A 19500-nucleotide genomic window follows, 5' to 3' on the forward strand; every position below is an offset into this window, starting at 1 on the left:
TTGAAGAAAAATAATACACCAAGACATAAAAGGCTTAACCGTGAAGGCAGACTTCGTGCGGCAAAATCATGGTTACGTACGTATAACGGAAAAAACATTGTCAGAGGGTACAGTAAACATTTTGCCATTGATCTATTGGGTGCCGTAAGAGAGTTGGAAATGATCGGAATAAGCATAGATGACAACTACAAAAAGCAACTGAGAGCAGATTTGCAAAACAAAATTAGAAGAAAGGAAATAATAAAACAGAAGAAAGCATTAGATGAGCAAAATATAATTCCCTTTCATTGGGAGTATATGGGAGAGCTTCTTGAGGATGATGAAGACATCGAATTACCTTTTTAGTTCAAATAGATGAATCTTGTGAAGGGGTGAGTAAAATGAAAGTGAATTTACAAGAGATCATTGACCATATTGAAATGCAGTTTGAAGGGACCGGTGCGTATGTCAATCTGAAAACGGGTGAAGTGGTTTCCATATCGGAAGATGATCTAAGAGACGCAGAGGAAATGGACGAGCAAGAAATAAGTGAATTACAGGATTGGCGGCAAGTGGATATGGAAATTGCAATCGAATTCATCGAACATGAGGACGATTATGCAGCCCTTCCAACTAAAATGGATTACAATGCATACGGCATGATGGAGAGATTTATTGCTACATTAATCGATGACAAGCAATCCGCGATATTAGACGATGCTATTCGGGGTAAAGGGGCTTTTAGGAGATTCAAAGATAAAGCGGCAGATCTGGGACTGTTGGAAGCATGGTATCGCTATCAAGGTCAGTGTTACAGAGAGATCGCAATCGAGTGGTGTGAAACGAAAGGAATAACGTATGAAGAATAGTGAAATGTGTGAACATGTTTTAGCCAATAGAATATTTTAAATTTTTATATACAGAGAGGTGTATCTGCCATGGCAGTTTATCTGTTTAAAATAACAAACAAACATAGAAAATCCATCTGGAGAAAGATAGAGATCCAAGAGACTCAAACATTAGGTGACTTTGATCAGATGATTAGGGAGTCATTTGGTTACGATGATGATCATTTGAGCGCGTTTTACAGAGAAAAGGCTTGGTCAGCACAGGGTTATGGAGAGATTGAACCAGGTGGACAAGGTAGGGGAGCAAACAAGGAGATCCAAGATTTGAATTTACAATCGGGAGACAAGCTGGAATATATATATGATATGGGTGACAGTCATATTAGTCTTGTTGAACTGATGGATATCGGTGCAGAGCAAGCTGGGGTTACTTATCCCAGAGTCCTGGAAAAGAATAAGCGAAGAAATAAATACTGTGAACAATGCAAGTCAAAGGGTAAAAAACAAGTGGCTGTATACAATGTTTACTATTTTGAAGCGGAATCATTAGAACAATTATGTGAGCCATGTATGGAATCTTTAGAAGAAGACATTGATGTTACAGAGATCGTTTACTAATTCATAATTAGCTTAAAGAGCGAAGGGGAGTCGTGCATGATTATTTTCAAAGCAACCCAACTTACATTAAAAGATATGAATGTCAAACCGGAAACCATCAAAGACAGCGACACCTTTTTTAGTTGGCATGTTAACTTCTTCACGTTGTATGGCAGAAAACACTATGTGTTTATGAATGATTTGTCCAGATTAAGCTTAACAGTCAATGGGATTAGAGCAAATCAGGCGAGTAAACTGGCAGGAATCTTTAAAAAGAATTTAGAGGACTATTTGGCCGTTGAGAAGCTTCCTGACCACCTTGTGAACTATTATACAGAAAAATGTAACGAGAGCACGATCACCAAAACGGATAGTCGAAGTGTTATAAGTACCATGAATGAAATCATGCTTGTGATGAAGACGCTTGAAGTTGAAGATAATGATTTTCGTGATAAAGATGAACGGCACATGTGGAATAATAGATCCATGTATAAACCCATCGACTATAAAGAACCCATTGAGGTATTTGTTAAAGAGCTTCAAACACGGTTTGAAATGGAGAGGTAGAGAAACAACTGTCTTTCAGATTAGACATTCTTCTAGCAGTGGCGTATCTTGGCTTGCTGATTTACAGACTGAGGAAGAGCAATTACAGCAAAAAGCAAAAGGTGATATACATCATGTCTGGCATCTCGACTGCTATACTGGCTGCTTTTATTGTCGGATGGAATTTGTATGTTTAGAGTGTTGTAGATATGTCCTGATTCCAAACCTGTGTATAAGTTGGTGTGCTGCATTGATCGGTACCGGCACTTGGTTGAGTGAAGTAATGATAGTTGTGAATTTCGATTGCGCACTTTGCTATTCAAGGAGGGTCCTATGAAGACCATCGTTTATATGGTAAGGCATGCGGAGTCACCGTATACGGAAGGAACGGAAAGAACGAGGGGGCTTACCCTGCAGGGCAAGATGAATGCAGAACGAATAACGGAAATATTAACGAATGAAGGAATACATTCCATTGTCTCAAGTCCTTATGCCAGGGCGATTCTAACCTTAGAAGGTGTGGCAGCAGCGTTAGGATTAGATATTCAGATCATGGAGGATCTGCGGGAAAGGCATTTTTCAGATGATATGATTGCGGATGAAGAGTTTGAGCCTGCTTCGAAGAAGATGTTTGATGATCCTGATTATGCACTGCCAGGAGGCGAGTCGAACACGGTTTGCCAGAATAGAGCAGTGGGCGTGTTGAAACAGATTTTAGAAGAATACAAGGGTAAAAAAGTGGCGATCGGCACACACGGACATGTAATGACGTTGATGATGAATTACTTTGATTCGAGTTACGGATTGGATTTTATGAATCAAACCAAGAAACCGGACATTTATCGATTACAATTTGACGAGATGGAATTAGAGAATGTGACAAGGCTATGGAGCGAATAGGGTGAAAGTGAATAAGCGAGAACGCTTGTTCATAATTTTGGTTACAGGTAAAATATAGATATCATTGAATTTTAGAGGGGTGACTCCAATGACGTTACAAAACTTGTTTCATGAAAAACCAACGAAACTATGGAATGAGAGAATGATTGAAGGCGGAGATGAGCTTTTCACAGAAGAGAGATTACTCATGTCTGATCAAGCCCTGGATACATATTTGCACCAATTAATAGCATTACAAGAAACGCAAGATTCTGAGCGCATGATTAAGGTTGTAGAAGAAGTTGTGGTTAGGTTTAATGAAATGAATGAGGCCAATGGTTACTTTATTGAGACGATGGAACGTGAAGAATTGGCTGATTTTATAGACAAGGTGGCTAGGCTGGTTGGATTGGACATCCAGGAGGATGAAGATATTACGGAAGAATGGAGAGAGTGGTAATTCGGCAGAACAGTGTTTTCCAATTTTAATGATAAGGGTGATCAATATGGAACGAGGACTCATTATATTTTTGAACGGAACGTCAAGTTCGGGGAAGACGAGCATTGCGATGGAAATGAAAAACCAGGGAGATATTCCGTTTCATCATCTATCTGTAGATCAATTTCTGCATAATTATGATCAATTTATCGACAATACATATCCAGATATGAAACCAACAAGAGAAGTAGAGCACCATGTGATGACAGATATCCTGTTCGACCCGATCAATTCGATGTACTGTGCAACCATTAAACTGTTTTCGGAAATGGGTTTGAATGTCATCGTGGATACAGTCATCAGCAATGACAAGTGGTTTAATGATTTTTATGAGTTACTATCGGATTATCCGATATTGTTTGTAGGCGTGCAGTGCTCGAAAGAGGAACTTACCAGAAGAGAGCTGAGCAGGGGAGATCGCGAGATTGGACTTGCTCATTCCCAGTTCGACTACATCTACTCCTATGATGAATATGATCTGGAAGTGAATACGGAAGAGCTTAGCTCAGCTGCATGCGCGGAAAAGATATTAAGTTATATGAAGTCTGATCAGGAATACTCGGCATTTAAGAAATTAAGCAGAAGAGACTGAAACTGATTGCGTCAGATCATATGATATCCATTCAAATGAAAGTTAGGGATTCGGCCAAATCTTTTTCTTAGCGTTGCCAGGACCTAATAAGTAGATTTTATCAACACTCCCATAAGTATTAGAGAATGAAATTGTGAAGTCTTTACTACCACCGATAGGAAGTTTACTGCCTTTAATCTGAATGAAAAGTGAATTGTTATGATGTGAGAGGTAGTAGCCGTGATATCTGCTAATACTGTCTGCAAATCCACCTTTTATAGTAATAAGCTCAGGAGAAACTTCAGTTCTCGTAACCATTGTCTCGTCAGGATCGACAACCTTGTTCAACATATAAAATCCAATGATAATAGGAACAACGACAATAATAACTGCGCTAATAATAATGCTAAACTTCATGTTTGGTCGCATACTCATGATTCACCTCATAATTAGATGATATGAATCGATGTCTCAATACTCATTGGGCATCGATTTATTGTATTTAATCAGAACAGAATTCTACGTTTAGAAATATTAGGCTCATTTAAATAATATACTAATTCATTTTTTTGTAGAGATAGGGGGAGTTCACCGATGGAAATTAACGCTAAGAATCCAGAAGATTATATTCAACACATGTTACAGGCAATCATTGAAAAAACACAATCCATCATCAACGATACTGGTAAACAATCCTTCGGCTCTTTAGAGTATTTCTTGGAGCACATTATAGCGTACCGGGATGAACAGCAATACATGTTTAACGAGTGGCATATCCGCACACCGCGCTGGCTAGGGGAATATGGAAATACACCGGAGGAAGAAGAGCTTCTTTCAGACATTTACCGACTGCAAGCATATATTTCTGAAAAATTAAAGGGCGGATAAGTCGCTCGCCATGTCGCATTAGTCCGGCTCAAATGTCGCAAAAGTACATGGTAACGCGATGCGGAGATCGTATATACTCTCTTTATGTTTCGATAATGAAAATCATTATCAGTATTATACATAAGGGGGATTCATCATGAATCAAGGAACAAAGGGGCAGGCTGCCGGAAGCAAGGCATATGCTGCCCACAAATCACGATTACTTATGGGCTTGATGTTGGCCCTTATTCTAGTCCTGACGGCTTGCGGTGCCGCAACAGGTACAGATAGCGGTAAGCAATCTGCGGCAACGCCAGCGGAGACACCTACGAATGAAGACACTCAGACTACTGGAGCTTTTCCTGTTACGATCAAGCACATGAAAGGTGAGCTGACGCTAAACGAAAAACCACAGAAAATCGCTGTGCTTGATGTCAAATTTCTGGATCAAATGTTAGCGGTTGGCGAGAAGCCGGCTGGCAGTGTTATCGCTGGAGGCAATACCGATTTTCCAGAATACTTAGGCGATCAGCCGAGTAATGTACAGGTTCTGGGTACACGGGACGAGCCTAATCTGGAAGCGATTGTAGCGTTGGACCCGGATCTGATTATCATGACGGACTTCCAGGAGAAGCAGTATGAGAGTGTAAGCAAAATTGCACCTACCCTGGTACTTGATTTTTACGAAGACTGGCGTGATACGTTAGCCACAGTTGCTATGATTACAGACAAGCAGGACGAGGCGGAGAAAGTGCGCACAGCCTATGAGGAAAAAGTTGCTGGAATGAAGACCAAGCTGGCGGAGAAGATGGGTGATGAAACGGTAGCGCTGATTCGTCCGCGTAAAGAAGGCATTCGTGTTCATGGGATCGAGCATCGCACAGGCGGCATTCTGTATCAGGATTTGGGCTTAAACATGCCTGAACTCGTTAAAGAGATCAAGGATGATACCTCTGTTGAAATCTCAATGGAGAAGGTTCCTGACATTGGGGCAGATCGTTATTTTGTGCTATCGGATGAGCTGTTTGCGGCAGAGGCAGAGGCTATGGTGAGTAATCCAGTATGGAAGTCCCTTGATGCTGTGAAAAATAACCGCACGTATGACGTAAACTCAACACTTTGGATTGCATACTACGGACCTCTTGCTATTAATCTGATTGTAGATCAGGCATCGGAAGCCCTGCTCGGATCGAATTAATATGAACCCGTATCTCTCGACAGACTTATGGAAAGAGACAGTGGAGGATCATTCGATTTTGCTTGGTGAGCCGCCTGAACATAGTGTCCGTACCATTGCTCTAAGTGAGCTGCATGACGAAGCGGCATGCCGGGAGTATATCGGTTGGTTTCAGGAGTATATCGATGCGCCTGACATGAAGGTTGCCGCTTCGATGTTAGCCAAACGGATTGGTTATCTGTGGACGGCTCCGCTGGTGACCGCGATGACTTTTCATCATCAGCATGTTTCTTTTCAGCTGGAGAACAGCTTTCTCTATCATCCGGCGCTCTCAGATCATGAGGGCGGCACACGATTTCCTTTTCTAGCGGTGAATGGACTTCAGGCTGAAGAAATAACGGGAGACAGGGCAGCGTGGCGGGAAAAGGTGGTCGAGGAGATGTTTGCAGTACAGCTTACACCCCTGTTAAAGACGCTTGCTGCGATTGCGCCACTGTCGATGAGTATTCTCTGGGAGAACATCATGGTACGTATCGGCCGACTATTCGCTCCTGATGAAGCCGAGACTGAGCAGGAAAGTAAGATCATTCGAGAGGACTTTTCATATCTGACGCAAGTAGCGTCCGGGCAAGTGTTCGGTGTGAGAAAGAATCCGTTAACCCGCTTCACCGATTGTAAGGACAATGTGTATGTTGCCAAAAGCGAGCGAATTACCTGCTGTTTCTATTACCAGATGTCAGGCGAATATTGTCTCAAATGTCCGAAAATTGACAATGAGAAAGAATCTCAACTAAAATGACAACAACAACAACTTTACCTTTGCTATTGTCAGGAGATGAGAAAAATGCCGCTGCAAGAACAGACAAGTCTATGGAGTGATACAACGATCAAGATGCTTGATGGGTATAGCGGTACTTTGCAGACAGGCAGCGTTTTACACGAAACGGATTTAACTTCAAATGTGCTGCTGCTGGCATATGGAGGGGAAGGGGAGCTTGCAATGAATGGCGAGGATAGCCACATTGGAGCTTCTTTTGCCTGTCATGTGGTGAAGGGAGCATCCTTTACGCTGACGGCCAGATCAGAGGAACTTTATTATATCGTGATCATGTACGAGGCTTCTTCCATGGAAGGAGCCTCCCATGCCATGCCCTCGTATCGCAAACATCCTCTGCAAAATTCGTTTATTCAGAACCCTGTGACTCAGGCAGAATGGATCCAGAATGCGGAAAAAATCGTTGCCAAATGGCGTCGTGGCGAAGGACTGGAACGGTTTCATGCCCATGCGTTGCTCCAGGGGATGATCTATGAACTGATCATGGAGTATGAACGTGGTCAAGGCGGAGCAGAATCCGATATGGTGGATGTAGTCGTGTCATATATATCATCGCATTATCGCCAGAATCTGGAGCTTAAAGAGCTGGCGGCTCTTGCCGGTTGCAGCGTAAGGCAGTTACAGCGACGATTCAAACAAGAGAAGCAGCTTGGACCGATGGAGTACGTCATCCAGCTACGGATGGAAAATGCATCGCGGATGCTGCATCATACAGATGCGTCCATTGGGGAAATTGCTGACAAGATGGGCTACCGTGACATGTATTACTTCAGTAGGGCCTTTAAGAAATATTATGGGGTTCCTCCGCTGCGTTATCGGCTTGATGCCGCTAAGGAAACAGATGCAAATTATGCTCAATCCTTGCTGCGGAATCGCATGGCTTCTTCGTACGAGTCGGACCAAGGTCCAGTGATATGCCATATGCGAGGTGAATATCCTGTCACCCGTTCTCCACTGCGTATCGCTGTACTCGATGTGCAATATGCAGATCATTTGTTTGCGCTTGGATTGTCTCCAGCAGGAAGTGTGGGATTGGGAAGTGGAACGTTCCATTTCCCGCAATATATCAGGGCAGGACTTCAGGAAACCGGGATACTCGGAACGTATGAGTACCCTGATCTGCTTGCTGTCGAACGACTGTCCCCGGATCTGATTATTTGCACCGAGGTACATGATCAGTACTATGAACGGTTAAGCCGGGTCGCTCCAGTTCTCATGTTTAAGCGTAATGAAAGCTGGCAGACCATTCTAAGCCTGTTTGGGGAATTAACTGGTAAACGAGCAGAGGCAAAACGTATACTTGCGGATTATCAACGACGAACCACATTGCTTTCTGAAGAACTTGCTCCAGTACTGGCAGGTAAGAGCGTGGCGCTGATTCGTCCACTGGATTCTCTGGTTCGCGTACATTCTGCCTCTCATCGCACAGGTGCTGTGCTATATCGAGATCTGGGTCTACCTGTCCCTTTATTTGTATCCGATACCGCCGACACGGCCTATCATATCTCGGTTGAGAGATTACCTGCTGTACAAGCCAGCCACTACTTTTTGCTGAGCAATGAACTTATGCAGGATGGGATATCCGCGACAGAACAGCTTGTGTGGGGGATGCTGGATACGGGTGAGCGACAGCAAATACATTCCGTAGATGCCGCAACATGGATCGGTTGTTATGGACCTACAGGTATCAATGGCATAGTGGATCAGATCGCGCAGGCTTTGTTGGCTTAGCAGGTAGCTTTTTCATGAGAGAAAAACAAAAGAAACCGTTCCGTAGTAAATGGAAGTGAGAGCAACCATATACCAACGGAGACGGTTTCTTTGTACATTTTACATACTAGAGTGAGGATACATTGGACTAGGTTGGCTGTTATGAATACAGGATGGAATGATATATGAAGTAAGGGTATATGTTAAAATGATAGAAAGTTGAACCACTACGATTAACAGGAGGTATAACACATGAAATGGCAAGAGGTTAGAGAACTGTTTCCTGACCAATTTGTTCTGGTTTCTATCATTCATTATCATGAGGAAGATAACAAAAAAATCGTAGATGAAGTTGCACCAATTCGCACCGTATCAGAACAAGATGCGAATAAAGAGTTTTTTCGAGTAGAGCCTGGTAACGTTGTATATCATACGTCGAATCAAGACTTTGTAATCCATCTCCGTAAAGATCCATTAATGAGAGTGAGACGTAATACGAATGAAAATTAACTATGATGGACAGCTAATTACAACGTCACTTACCGTTACATTTAGAGGAAGAACACTGAAAATAGACGATGTTATTATAGACACTGGATCTTCACATACGATCATTAGTCCTGATGTTTTAGAGGAAATTGGCGTGACTTTTGAAACTGGGGATTCAATTTTTGAAGCATACGGGATTGGAGGGAGTATTCCTTTCTACACCAAAATCATGGATAGGATTGTAATAGGCACAAACTGCATTGAGAATATAGAGACGATGTAGGCATATTGCCTAAAGGTCATAAAGGTCATACAGGTCTTGTTGGCTTGGATATTCTGAAACAACAAAATTATATCATTGACTTGAAGAGATTAGAGTTACATAACTGAATTTTGAAAATCTTGATATACGTCTGAGGTAGAAGGAGAGAATGTAAATGGACAACATAAACTCTCATAATTGCAACCTAAATATAAGATATAATCTGCCTGATGAGGTGTGGGCTAAAGTTTATAAAGTATATGAGCGTATGCCAGGGTGGATTGGTTATAAAAGTGGAATTCCATATTGGTTTGGAACTGACGAGGATGATGTTTTCATTGAAGCATCCGTTGAGCCTAGTGGACTATCATTTTATGCACAGATGAATGATAATGATTGGACTTCTTGGATAGAAACATTTAAGTTTGAAGCGTCAAAAGTGTTGGGTTTTGATGTTGGTGAACCTGAAGATGGATATGTGTGATGAAAGAAGGAGGATGAACAGGTGAATGAATATGGTGCATTACTTGAGTCAAACGGTCGGTATGCTTTGAGGTTTGAACGATTTCTTCATCATAATCCAGAAGATGTTTTCTTTGTGATCACGAAGTCTAGTTCCTTCGCCCAATGGTACCCTTTCGCAACAGGAGAGATGGATCTCAGACTTGGTGGCAAGATTGCCTTCGATGATGGTGAAGGAACGACATATGAGGGGACCATTACAGAGTTAGAAAAGCCATATGTATTTGGTTTCCGTGAAGTTGATGATCTGATTAACATTTCATTGCAGAAAGAAGATAAAGGGTGTCGAATGATCTTTACCCATACGTTTAACGATGATTCATGGGCAGTGAACACGGCCGCAGGATGGCATAGGTGCCTGGATGTATTGGTCCAAATTATCAATGGTAAGCCCATTCAGTGGCATGATAACTCAACTGAGCTGCGTGAAATCTATAGTGAAGCATTTAATATGAAAGGTTAACTGAAGTGTGAATGTGGTGTAGGAACCTTCATTCTACACGAATCCGGCTTTAGGCGCTTTTTTATTTATTTACAGTAGTGTCGCACTTCATATTACAATCCATCAGATCATAAAATCCCCTCCAAATAGTCTTAAAGGGGATAATAGTGAACTTTTCTATTTTTCATTACTAATTAGACCAGAGTTCTTTAATCTGCTCTACCAAGTTATTTAACGTTTTACCATCTGTTTGATTTGTGAAATTTTTCATTTCTTCAGATTTCCCTTGGTACGCAGACAAAACATAATCATCATCAACAACATAATAAGTGGCATACCTAGTGAAAGAATAACTGCCTTGTTGTTCTGGCGCTGTTCCTTTTTTCACTGAAGCAACAATCTTCATACCTGGTTCTAAATCTGGTTCAACCCCTATGAAATCAGCATTGTAGAACAAGTTAGTAGTTTCATCAACCTCTTCCCCCACAATCACCTCATCCACTTTTACTTCATATGAAACAAAAGTAGGTTTATATGGCTCAATACCTTGAGCTTTATCTTTCTCTGCTGCATCACCCTCTGGTGTTCCTGGTTCTGCAGTTAAGGTAGATTGAAAACTAGGGTTTTGCTTAACAACTTCAGCAATAATTACTGCATCTGACATTTCTAATATTTGTTCGAAGGGAACATCAACGGATTGGGCTAAACTAGCATTACCTTCTGAAAGAGGATATTCTTTGCGAAGTTCTAGAATTCTTTCATCCGAAAGACTTGAGGTAATTGGTTTATTACTTGAGCAACCCATTACAACTAATACTACACTTAAAAATAATATAGTTATCAAGATTTTTCTCATCTTAATCTCCTCCATCTTAATATTTGTTGTTAATATCATTTAAATCGTGTTGTCTAGGTACATAATAACCCTCATATTGGCCACCAGATCTCATGATTGACTCAACACTTGTAGGATAGTAACTAACATTGGGATGACCTAAACCCAGAACATGGCCTATTTCATGGACTATAGTAGCAACCTTGTGATTGCCTGGGTTAGAACTGCTATAGTTAGCGACATATGGTGACATATATATTTGAGCTGACGAAATCCTTTTCGAAGACTGTTGCACAGTTGATGAATCTATAACAATTCCGTCTGTTGTCTTCAGATCTGCTATTCCTAGTGTCCCGGCTCCACCCACACCAAATCTATCTGACCAATATGCCTTTGTTCCTGTGGCTATGTCAACGTTTGAAGAACCATAACCGACTTTATCAATTACAATTTTCTGAGAATATGTTGACCATAACGTAGCTGCTGTTGTGTAAGCGCTTGTATAATCGGAATTTAATCGATCCCCGTTCACCTTAAGATAAGGTTTCCCGTTATTTAAGTTATTCCATTTAACAGGGATTGCTGTCCAATTTGGAGCTGACCCGGAATAATACATTTCGTGGGCACTTAGACTCGGACTACTAGAGAATACTGAGATTACAGCAATTAGAAAGAACGCCATATACTTTTTCTTAAAATTCACAACCCTACACCTCTCTTTTATGGGATAGTTTTCTAGTCTTAGAGGTTTACAATACAATATGATATATAATATGTCAATTGTTGGTTTACCATATGATATATTGTCAAAATAATTGCGACAGTTCCTCTGTAAAAGATTCGTGAGCGGTTTTCCAACCCAAGCATTTTCGTGGTCTGTTGTTAATTAGATCCAGTGAGTGGCCGAGATCTTCATCCTCTACTTGAGCGAAAAATACTTCGAAAGCACTGACAGGTACTTTTAGATTAGATACAAAAGGGCTTGATAAAGAAGGAATTATGAGTTAAACATTAATGTTAAAGAATAATATAGCAATTGAACAAGTCGTAGGAATAAACGAACCTTAAGGCTCATCAATATCGGATAACAAAGTGTTAATGTGTGGGTCAGGCTTCCTTTTTGCTTTAAATAGTGGTGTTTCCTTAAAGGAGGATTTTAAAATAATGAGAAAACGACATTCTACTGAAAAAGCGGAGTGGTCAGAAACAAGAGAGAACCAGTATCACAAAGACTGCAAGGATATGGTATTTGAATATGGCGATAGACTCATTGAAGTGGATGGCACGGTTTATTTGAAACGAAAAAAAGTCGAGATTAAGGTAATAAAACCTCTTAAACGAAAAACATTTTGGTATGAAACATGGCTAAAGATTAAAGAAATCTACAATACATAGTCTAATATGAAATTCAACATGATCGCTTAAGAGCCAGTGAAGGCTGATTAATCATTTTGTGAGTAATATCTGGAGGTAATTGAATGACGATAATTTGTCTCGAAGGTGCCAGTTCTGTAGGTAAAAGTACCACTTGTCAGCAGTTCGCTACACAATATGATGCATTTATTGTTCCAGAAACAGGGTTCCTTTTTGAAGCTCCTCAACTTGAAGGTAAGGAACTTATGATGTGGTTACTAGAGAGACAAATCGATAGATGGCATATTGCATATGAGAAGAATCAACAACATGAGTATGTGATTTTGGATGGCGATGTATTTAAGATTTGGTACAGCTGGATATATGGTTTTGAGCACCTATCTTTAGATGAAACAGCAAACTTCTTTAGAAGAAAGTTATTGGAGAATGAAATATCATTACCGGATGCTTATGTACTATTCTGGGCAGAAGAAGATGAACTGCGCAAGCGAAAGGAGATGGATCAGACACGATCCAGAAGAAATTTTGATAAACATCTGCGCATGATTGAACCTCAAATGAGATACTTCCATTATCTTAATGAACTGATACCAGGATATGTGGGGATTCATAAAGCAGAGACTTTAGCAGATAATATACATCATATTGTAAAGCATTGCGAGACATTACCGGACATAAAAAAACGAGAGATCGAAATCTTTGATAGAGTAATTGATTTTTACAAGAGTACTACTCCTTAAACTCAGTGTGCTTTTAATATGAGATACCAAGCTACTCTAGCTGTGTCTTGGATAACTGTCAAAATACTGCATACAGAGGAAAAGAAATATGCGAGGTGAGTTATGGGCGTAAGAAAAAAATATAAACGTAAAATCGTTCGCTCCAATCGATTATTTTATTGGTATGTTGAACCGGATATTGACGATGAAGGGATAATCAAATTACATATCGTTTCTGAGGATAAGAAGTTAATCGTCACTTATGAAGTTGGACAACACAGTATCAAGAACAAGCCCCCATTTATAGTCATCATCGGAGAAGAATTCGAAGGCTGGACAACAGAATATATAGGATACAGAAGAGTATTAACACCGCAATGGAGCGATGAGATCATCACGCCAAAATGGATAGGTGAAATCATTGATTGGTGCCTCTTGAAAGATAAAGAAATAAACATCGTTAATTGGAAAGGTGAAATTCTCCGACCTCTCTCCTGAATGGAGTGTAATTGCATTTGAAAATAATTTGGAGTCATATGGACTCTTTTGAAAACGCATACTCGAAAACAAGAGATGTAATTAACATTTAATCTAAAAGGAGAGAAGCTAATGCAGATGAATCGTGGATATCACACGGTTAACAAAGTAATCGCTTGTGTTCTGTCATTCATATTTATCATTATGGCAATAGCGGTACCTGCCCACGCTGAAGAGAAACAGGTTGAGACTACACCATCAAGGATTCCTTTGTCAAAGTTAGAGGAAACGATTGATGCTTATGTTGCCTCGTATGAGAAGTATACCGCTGCCGTTTCGGTTGTGGCTATTAAAGACGGTGAAACCATTGTGAATAAGGCATATGGTTACGCAGATATTGAGAAGCAGCGAAAGGCGGATACCTCTACGGTTTTTGAATGGGCTTCCATCTCGAAACTGTTGGTCTATACGAGTGTGATGCAGCTTGTCGAACAAGGAAAGCTTGATTTGGATACGGATCTCCAAGAATATCTGCCAGAGGGGTTTTTCAAAAAGCTGAAATATGATGATCCGATTACACTAATGAACCTGATGCATCACAATGCGGGTTGGGAAGATCAGACAGCGGCCGAGGTGTTTTATTACTCAGAGGATGAAACGTTAGAATTAGGAGAAACGCTGCGTAGAAATGAGCCGAAACAGATATACAAACCGAATAGCATAGTGGGTTATTCGAACTATGGCGTTGGTCTAGCTGGTTACATCGTGGAAGAGATAAGTGGCCAACCTTTTTATGAGTATGTCAATCAACATATTTTCGAACCACTTCATATGAACGACACCTCGATTCATCCAACGGGGCAAGATCATCCAGATCTAGTACAAAGAAGGAATGAGATTGAAGGGTATACGAAAGATTTGAAACTGATCCCTGAGAACAGAGTATACGTTACGTTTTATCCTACAGGGGCAGCTATTGGGACAGCAGAGGATTTAGGGAAATTCTTAGCAGCGCTGATGCCTGTGGATGATAGCAATGTATTATTTAAGGACAGGGATACGTTGAACGAAATGTTGTCAACAAGTCTATATTATGAGGGGACTTCTACTCCGCGATTTGCGCATGGGTTCGTTGAGATGGAATACTGGGTGCCTACACTGATGCATGAGGGGAATTTGAAAGGGTTTTCCAGCAAACTTGTCTTTGATCCCGAATCTAAATTTGGGATGGTAGTCATGACAAACCAGTCTTTTGAGGAAATTTATTATTATGGGCTTATCAAAGAGATTTTCGGTGATAACGTCAATTCTAATAGAGTTACTTCGGAGGGGGGAGGATATTTTCAATCCGCACGACGGGCAGCATCTAGATTTACTAATTTATTTACTGCCCTTGATATAAAGAAATTCACAAAAGCTGAGTTAAGTAGTTCTTATAACGTTGTCGAGCATAATGGGGTTATTGAGAAAATTTCCGTCACTCCTTACATTGATTATTTACCAGTATCGAATCTAAAGGTGAACTTACTTAAGATATCTCTTATTCCTGTTGCGCTAGCCGCCATTTTCAGTTTATGTGCTTTGATTGGCTATCTAATCTTGATGCTTCTTAACAAACTAAATAAACGAGGAAATCTTACCACCAATTTTAATAAATATCATCTTGCAATCAATTTTGCAGGTGTGGTACTGCTCCTTAATCTTTTCATCATACAGACGAAGATTAGTTTTCCAAATTATCCTGCTTATTCTTCGTTACGGATCAATTTAATGTTTAATCTACTTTATGTGGTTCTAGCAGTGGCGTATCTTGGCTTGCTTATTTACAAACTGCGGAAGAGCAATTACAGCAAAAAGCAAAAGGTGATGTACATCATGTCTGGCATCTCCGCGTTCATCTTGGCTGCTTTTATAGTGGGGTGGAATTTGTATGTTTAGAAGGGCAGAAGCTAAATGGGTAACTTAAGCATTATTGATAAATGCCATGGTTAGACTTCGTAATTCCGATCTTAGGGTGTGAGATGTCAAAGGATAGATCAGAGATAAGGAGGCCACAGAATGGAAACTAAAATGCTGTTTGGCGTTGGTACTAGTCTTTGAAACACCGGAATTCGGAACCGTCGTTATGGGTGCCAATGCAGAGTTAGATGGATTACTCCCTTCAACAATCAAAGAGATGATCGGTAAACAGATTATCATCAAAAAAACGGATGGAGAAGAGCAAATATATAAAGTTTTTTCTTCTCAAATTAACCATTCTATAGCCAGCAAGAAGAATATCGGTATATGTTTGGGAAAAGAGATATCCCCAGACGAAATACCTGCGGGTTCAATCGTCTACTGTTATCCATGAGGACAAATTGATCAGTAGTGCAGGGTTGGGTAAAGATGCTATAGAGTGGCGGCTTGCTATTGAAATTGCTTGGCGGATCTCGACTTTTTAAACATCCTATATGATTCCAAAAGAATTAGTGAAGAAGGGCCTTCCTTTTTGTTTATCACTTATAATGAAAGATTCCACTGATTCACTCACATTCGAATCCCATACAACCCAGCATATATTCAGTGTATTCGCCAAATTACGGGCAGACAGTGGGAATCCAAACTGAAAGTATGCAACATCCCCTGCTATTCAGGAGTTCATAAATCAGTTCGCTCCAAATGATGTTCAGATTATCCCGAAGTAAAGAAACGTTGCAGAAGGTACTAAAGTTACGAGGATAGCCGCGAAACGATTAAAGCGTATTGTAATCAGGTTGAACGTTTTCTGAGTAGTCTTCCGCTAAAAAGTACAGATATGACTACATCCAATGTTCAGACGTATTGTTTAGGTTTGCTTGACCGGAGAGATCTCCCATTCAAGCCGTGAATCAGACCATTAGCGCTATCCGTTTCTATTGCAAACATATGCTTTATTACCCTACGGATACCCAGTATATTCGTCCCAAGAAGCAGACCAAGCTTCCGCAAGTGTTGTCCGAAAAGGAAGTTGCTCATTTACTCAAATCCATAACCAACTTTAAACATAAGGCCATATTGTTTCTGACCTATTCACCGGGCTTCCTTGTAGGTGAACTTGTGCGTCTGCGTTGCAGTGATCTGTATATTGAAAGGAAAACATTCCGTAAAACAGGGGAAGGAGGAAAAAATCTGAGGATGCTTCTTTCAAGTTTCGTCTGGGATATCGAAATGTTTTCGGAGAGCAAGACGACATGCAGAATTACAAAAAAAGAAAAATATATCATGCACTGAGACGTGCGGTCACTATACATCTGTTGAAAAACGTAACAAATTTGCCTATATACAAGGTTGCTCAGTCGTACAAGTAAACGCAGAATACAGCGTTACATAAGTGTTAGCACAAAAAAATCTAGCGCATAACAAACTCACTTGATACGAGAGACTAAGCACTCTGTTGATCGTCCTCTTTTTTAAAAATTTTGTTCACGAATGTCACATTATGGGTTATTATGTGAATAGCTAAGATGTTACTTGAAGTGAGAACGATTGCATTAAGATATATTAAAAAAGGAGTTTTAAAAAAAAGTGCAAAAGAAATATTGAAAGCACTCTAATTTTAGGTGGATATAAAACCAATTTCCGTAAATAATGTTAATTTTCGAGTCTTATTTACTGGGAAATAAATACATAATTTAAGAGGTGAAACTATGGTAAGTAAAGAAGATATAATTTCTTTTTCAGTGGAATTAGTTCAAAATAACATTGATAGATTTATAAAGGGATTGGGTAGTTTTGGTAGTGATTCTTATAAGAATATAAAAGTGAAATCGGGCATGGCTTTTAATAATTATTTAGAGACCACCATAAAAAAATACAGTGAATTTAAAACTATTCTATATAGAGATGTGCCTGTTTTTCTCTATGAATTCTATGAAGATTCAGAGTTGAGTTTTGGAGATAAAGTTATCGATACTAGCGATGTTAATAATATATTTGAGATAAGTAACAAAATTATTATATCAGGCTCAGCAGGCACCGGTAAATCTACATTAATGAAGCATCTATTTTTAAATTCTATTGAGAAGAGAATTCAGATTCCAATCTTCGTAGAACTAAAAAATATAAATAATATTCCTGATATTCATGAGAAATTCATTTCGGGTGAATTTACATTGCTTGATTTTATTCATCTAAGTGTATCAAATCTTAACTTTAATTTAGAAAAAGAGTACTTTTATAAGTCAATAAATAATGGTAACTTGTTGTTTTTTTTCGATGGTTTTGATGAAGTTAACCCTGAGATCCGAGAGAATTTATCTCTACAAATAGTACAATTGGGAGATAAATATTATGATAATTCTATAATTATTTCTTCAAGACCAAGTGATGATTTTATTACTTGGAATAGTTTTACGGAACTTCGGATGCTACCCTTGTCTAAAACAAAAGCCTTAAAATTAATAGAAAAGATCCACTATGATAGCGAAATTAAGGGCCGATTCATAGAGGAATTGGATAGTAAATTATATGATAGACACCAATCGTTTTCATCAAATCCCTTACTTTTGACGATAATGCTTATGACTTTTTCACAGTTTTCAGATATCCCTGAAAAAATGTATCTATTTTATCAACAAGCTTTCGAGACCTTATTTTCTAAGCATGATTCTACAAAGGGTGGGTACAAGCGTAGAATGTATTCTAGTCTAGCTATGGACGATTTTGTAAAGATACTGTCTTCGTTTTCGATTCAAAGTTATTCGAATAATAGTATTAGCTTTGAATACAATACAATCATGAAGTATTTAAATGGTGCAATAAAAATAAGTAATATTAATTTTAACACGTATGATTATTATAGAGACCTATGTGAATCTGTTTCGCTAATTGTTAAGGATGGTTTAGTATATACGTTCTCTCATAGGATCTTTCAAGAGTATTTTACAGCAATTTTTATTATTAATTCCTCGGATGAAAGACAAATAAAACTTTTAGACAAGCTATCATCAAGGTTTAGTACAGACAATGTATTTGATATGTTATTTGAAATAGACAGAAATAGGTTGGAGAGGAATTATATTATTCCATATTTGGAAGCATTAAAAATTGAAACAGAATATGAAAGTATTAATATTTATGAGTCAACGTTTAAATATTTAAGAATGATATTTAAGACGGTTAACTTCAAAAACAAAGAAGATGCAGCAGGAGTACAAGAATCTTACTCTATTAGAGACAACCAGTTATTTAGGTCTGTTAGGAAAATATATAGAAAATATGAAGAAATTTATAATTTTGATATAAAAATAGAACAAAAAACTGATATTAAATTACTTTATAAAAAGTATTTTCCTGGAAACGAAAACAAAAATGTTGATTTAGATGATTTTGCATCTATCGCTAAAAAGGAAGAATTAGTGAGGTCAATGCCTTTTGTGGATGAGTATACTTTCATAATGAATCTCTTAGAAAAACTTAATTTAGAGCATAGAAAACAAGACCAATCTATTGACAATATTTTATTTGAGCTAGTTTAAACAGAATAATAAAGATCTATTTATCTAAGTTTTAAACATCAGAAAGCCGGTTGCCTCCACTTTGAGACAACCGGCTTTCTGATGGAAAAGAAAAAATACATGTTATAATGTACTTTAGCTATCATAAGTATTGTGAAACGGGGCACGTGCCATTAATCGTGGCAAAATACTCACGCTTTGAATAAAATGGATTGTTAAAATTATATAGCTAAAGTATGTACCTGGTCAAATTAAACGAAAGTCTTAGTATGTGACATCTGTCTGTATTCCTTATTTCTTATGGGGAAAGTTGTATGCAGTAAAGTGGATGTTGTTTCTTGTATGAAGAAAAACACTAGGTTATATACAGGAATAATGTCGCTATATGCGAACAC

25 protein-coding genes and 1 pseudogene are annotated in these 19500 nt (G+C 39.1%); 22 read left to right on the top strand and 4 right to left on the bottom strand.

From position 1 onward, the window contains the following. The 7 genes from AC1S8V_RS07775 (at position 1) to AC1S8V_RS07805 (ending at position 3940) form a co-directional block, all read left to right on the top strand. Entirely contained in the window at positions 1 to 345 is a 345-nt protein-coding gene (locus AC1S8V_RS07775; RefSeq protein WP_482073125.1) for a hypothetical protein, read from the top strand. Positions 346 to 380: 35 nt separating this feature from the next. After that, positions 381 to 848: a UPF0158 family protein gene (locus tag AC1S8V_RS07780; protein ID WP_482073126.1), complete on the top strand. Its 468-nt coding sequence runs from the start codon at positions 381 to 383 to the stop codon at positions 846 to 848. Between the two features lie 69 nt (positions 849 to 917). Continuing rightward, entirely contained in the window at positions 918 to 1445 is a 528-nt protein-coding gene (locus tag AC1S8V_RS07785; protein ID WP_482073127.1) for an IS1096 element passenger TnpR family protein, read from the top strand. Between the two features lie 36 nt (positions 1446 to 1481). After that, positions 1482 to 1991, top strand: a complete 510-nt coding sequence (locus tag AC1S8V_RS07790) for a DUF6933 domain-containing protein (RefSeq protein ID WP_482073128.1) — start codon at positions 1482 to 1484, stop codon at positions 1989 to 1991. 312 nt (positions 1992 to 2303) lie between these two features. After that, entirely contained in the window at positions 2304 to 2870 is a 567-nt protein-coding gene (locus AC1S8V_RS07795; protein ID WP_482073129.1) for a histidine phosphatase family protein, read from the top strand. An 88-nt stretch (positions 2871 to 2958) separates the two neighbouring features. Beyond that, positions 2959 to 3309 (top strand): hypothetical protein, encoded by a 351-nt coding sequence (locus AC1S8V_RS07800; protein WP_482073130.1) that lies wholly within the window; start codon positions 2959 to 2961, stop codon positions 3307 to 3309. Positions 3310 to 3355: 46 nt separating this feature from the next. Beyond that, positions 3356 to 3940, top strand: a complete 585-nt coding sequence (locus tag AC1S8V_RS07805) for a chloramphenicol phosphotransferase CPT family protein (RefSeq protein ID WP_482073131.1) — start codon at positions 3356 to 3358, stop codon at positions 3938 to 3940. A 42-nt stretch (positions 3941 to 3982) separates the two neighbouring features. Here the strand turns inward: AC1S8V_RS07805 and AC1S8V_RS07810 are convergent, their stop codons facing one another. Next, positions 3983 to 4354 (bottom strand): hypothetical protein, encoded by a 372-nt coding sequence (locus AC1S8V_RS07810; RefSeq protein WP_482073132.1) that lies wholly within the window; start codon positions 4352 to 4354, stop codon positions 3983 to 3985. A 159-nt stretch (positions 4355 to 4513) separates the two neighbouring features. Here AC1S8V_RS07810 and AC1S8V_RS07815 point away from each other — a divergent pair, with 159 nt between their 5' ends. The 8 genes from AC1S8V_RS07815 (at position 4514) to AC1S8V_RS07850 (ending at position 10244) form a co-directional block, all read left to right on the top strand. After that, entirely contained in the window at positions 4514 to 4807 is a 294-nt protein-coding gene (locus AC1S8V_RS07815) for a hypothetical protein (RefSeq protein WP_482073133.1), read from the top strand. Between the two features lie 136 nt (positions 4808 to 4943). Next, positions 4944 to 5984 (top strand): ABC transporter substrate-binding protein, encoded by a 1041-nt coding sequence (locus AC1S8V_RS07820; protein WP_482073134.1) that lies wholly within the window; start codon positions 4944 to 4946, stop codon positions 5982 to 5984. A 1-nt stretch (position 5985) separates the two neighbouring features. Beyond that, complete coding sequence (locus AC1S8V_RS07825; protein ID WP_482073135.1) at positions 5986 to 6762, top strand: IucA/IucC family C-terminal-domain containing protein; 777 nt, start codon at positions 5986 to 5988, stop codon at positions 6760 to 6762. Positions 6763 to 6807: 45 nt separating this feature from the next. Next, on the top strand, positions 6808 to 8529 hold the full coding sequence (locus AC1S8V_RS07830; protein WP_482073136.1) for a helix-turn-helix domain-containing protein: 1722 nt from the start codon (positions 6808 to 6810) through the stop codon (positions 8527 to 8529). 231 nt (positions 8530 to 8760) lie between these two features. Beyond that, entirely contained in the window at positions 8761 to 9018 is a 258-nt protein-coding gene (locus tag AC1S8V_RS07835) for a hypothetical protein (protein WP_062833241.1), read from the top strand. Then, positions 9008 to 9280, top strand: a complete 273-nt coding sequence (locus AC1S8V_RS07840; protein ID WP_482073137.1) for an aspartyl protease family protein — start codon at positions 9008 to 9010, stop codon at positions 9278 to 9280. The genes AC1S8V_RS07835 and AC1S8V_RS07840 overlap by 11 nt, the downstream gene beginning before the upstream one ends. Before the next feature lie 154 nt (positions 9281 to 9434). Then, positions 9435 to 9743: a hypothetical protein gene (locus AC1S8V_RS07845; protein WP_482073138.1), complete on the top strand. Its 309-nt coding sequence runs from the start codon at positions 9435 to 9437 to the stop codon at positions 9741 to 9743. Positions 9744 to 9764: 21 nt separating this feature from the next. After that, complete coding sequence (locus tag AC1S8V_RS07850; RefSeq protein WP_482073139.1) at positions 9765 to 10244, top strand: SRPBCC family protein; 480 nt, start codon at positions 9765 to 9767, stop codon at positions 10242 to 10244. A gap of 169 nt (positions 10245 to 10413) precedes the next feature. Here AC1S8V_RS07850 and AC1S8V_RS07855 read toward each other — a convergent pair whose 3' ends face one another. The 3 genes and pseudogenes from AC1S8V_RS07855 to AC1S8V_RS07865 form a co-directional block, all read right to left on the bottom strand. Beyond that, positions 10414 to 11079, bottom strand: a complete 666-nt coding sequence (locus tag AC1S8V_RS07855) for an outer membrane protein assembly factor BamD (protein ID WP_307538682.1) — start codon at positions 11077 to 11079, stop codon at positions 10414 to 10416. Between the two features lie 16 nt (positions 11080 to 11095). After that, a complete protein-coding gene (locus tag AC1S8V_RS07860; RefSeq protein ID WP_482073140.1) occupies positions 11096 to 11761 on the bottom strand; it encodes a zinc-dependent metalloprotease family protein in 666 nt (221 codons plus the stop codon). A gap of 103 nt (positions 11762 to 11864) precedes the next feature. Further along, positions 11865 to 11990, bottom strand: a pseudogene (locus tag AC1S8V_RS07865) (IS30 family transposase); the annotation flags it as partial. Positions 11991 to 12222: 232 nt separating this feature from the next. Between AC1S8V_RS07865 and AC1S8V_RS07870 the strand changes: the two are divergent. The 7 genes from AC1S8V_RS07870 to AC1S8V_RS07900 all read left to right on the top strand — a co-directional run bounded on the left by AC1S8V_RS07870 (position 12223) and on the right by AC1S8V_RS07900 (position 19126). After that, a complete protein-coding gene (locus tag AC1S8V_RS07870) occupies positions 12223 to 12453 on the top strand; it encodes a hypothetical protein (RefSeq protein WP_482073141.1) in 231 nt (76 codons plus the stop codon). Between the two features lie 83 nt (positions 12454 to 12536). Next, positions 12537 to 13172, top strand: a complete 636-nt coding sequence (locus AC1S8V_RS07875) for a chloramphenicol acetyltransferase (RefSeq protein WP_482073142.1) — start codon at positions 12537 to 12539, stop codon at positions 13170 to 13172. A gap of 102 nt (positions 13173 to 13274) precedes the next feature. Next, the gene (locus AC1S8V_RS07880) at positions 13275 to 13649 is read left to right on the top strand and encodes a hypothetical protein (RefSeq protein ID WP_482073143.1); all 375 of its coding nucleotides are present in this window, start codon (positions 13275 to 13277) and stop codon (positions 13647 to 13649) included. A 111-nt stretch (positions 13650 to 13760) separates the two neighbouring features. After that, positions 13761 to 15566, top strand: coding sequence for a serine hydrolase domain-containing protein (locus tag AC1S8V_RS07885; RefSeq protein ID WP_482073144.1), 1806 nt, complete (start codon positions 13761 to 13763; stop codon positions 15564 to 15566). Positions 15567 to 15705: 139 nt separating this feature from the next. Further along, positions 15706 to 15981, top strand: a complete 276-nt coding sequence (locus AC1S8V_RS07890; RefSeq protein WP_482073145.1) for a hypothetical protein — start codon at positions 15706 to 15708, stop codon at positions 15979 to 15981. A gap of 512 nt (positions 15982 to 16493) precedes the next feature. Beyond that, positions 16494 to 16880, top strand: a complete 387-nt coding sequence (locus AC1S8V_RS07895) for a site-specific integrase (RefSeq protein ID WP_482073146.1) — start codon at positions 16494 to 16496, stop codon at positions 16878 to 16880. A gap of 416 nt (positions 16881 to 17296) precedes the next feature. Beyond that, the gene (locus tag AC1S8V_RS07900) at positions 17297 to 19126 is read left to right on the top strand and encodes an NACHT domain-containing protein (protein WP_482073147.1); all 1830 of its coding nucleotides are present in this window, start codon (positions 17297 to 17299) and stop codon (positions 19124 to 19126) included. Positions 19127 to 19500: the final 374 nt, after the last annotated feature.

The organism is Paenibacillus sp. B46(2026) (genome assembly GCF_056786355.1).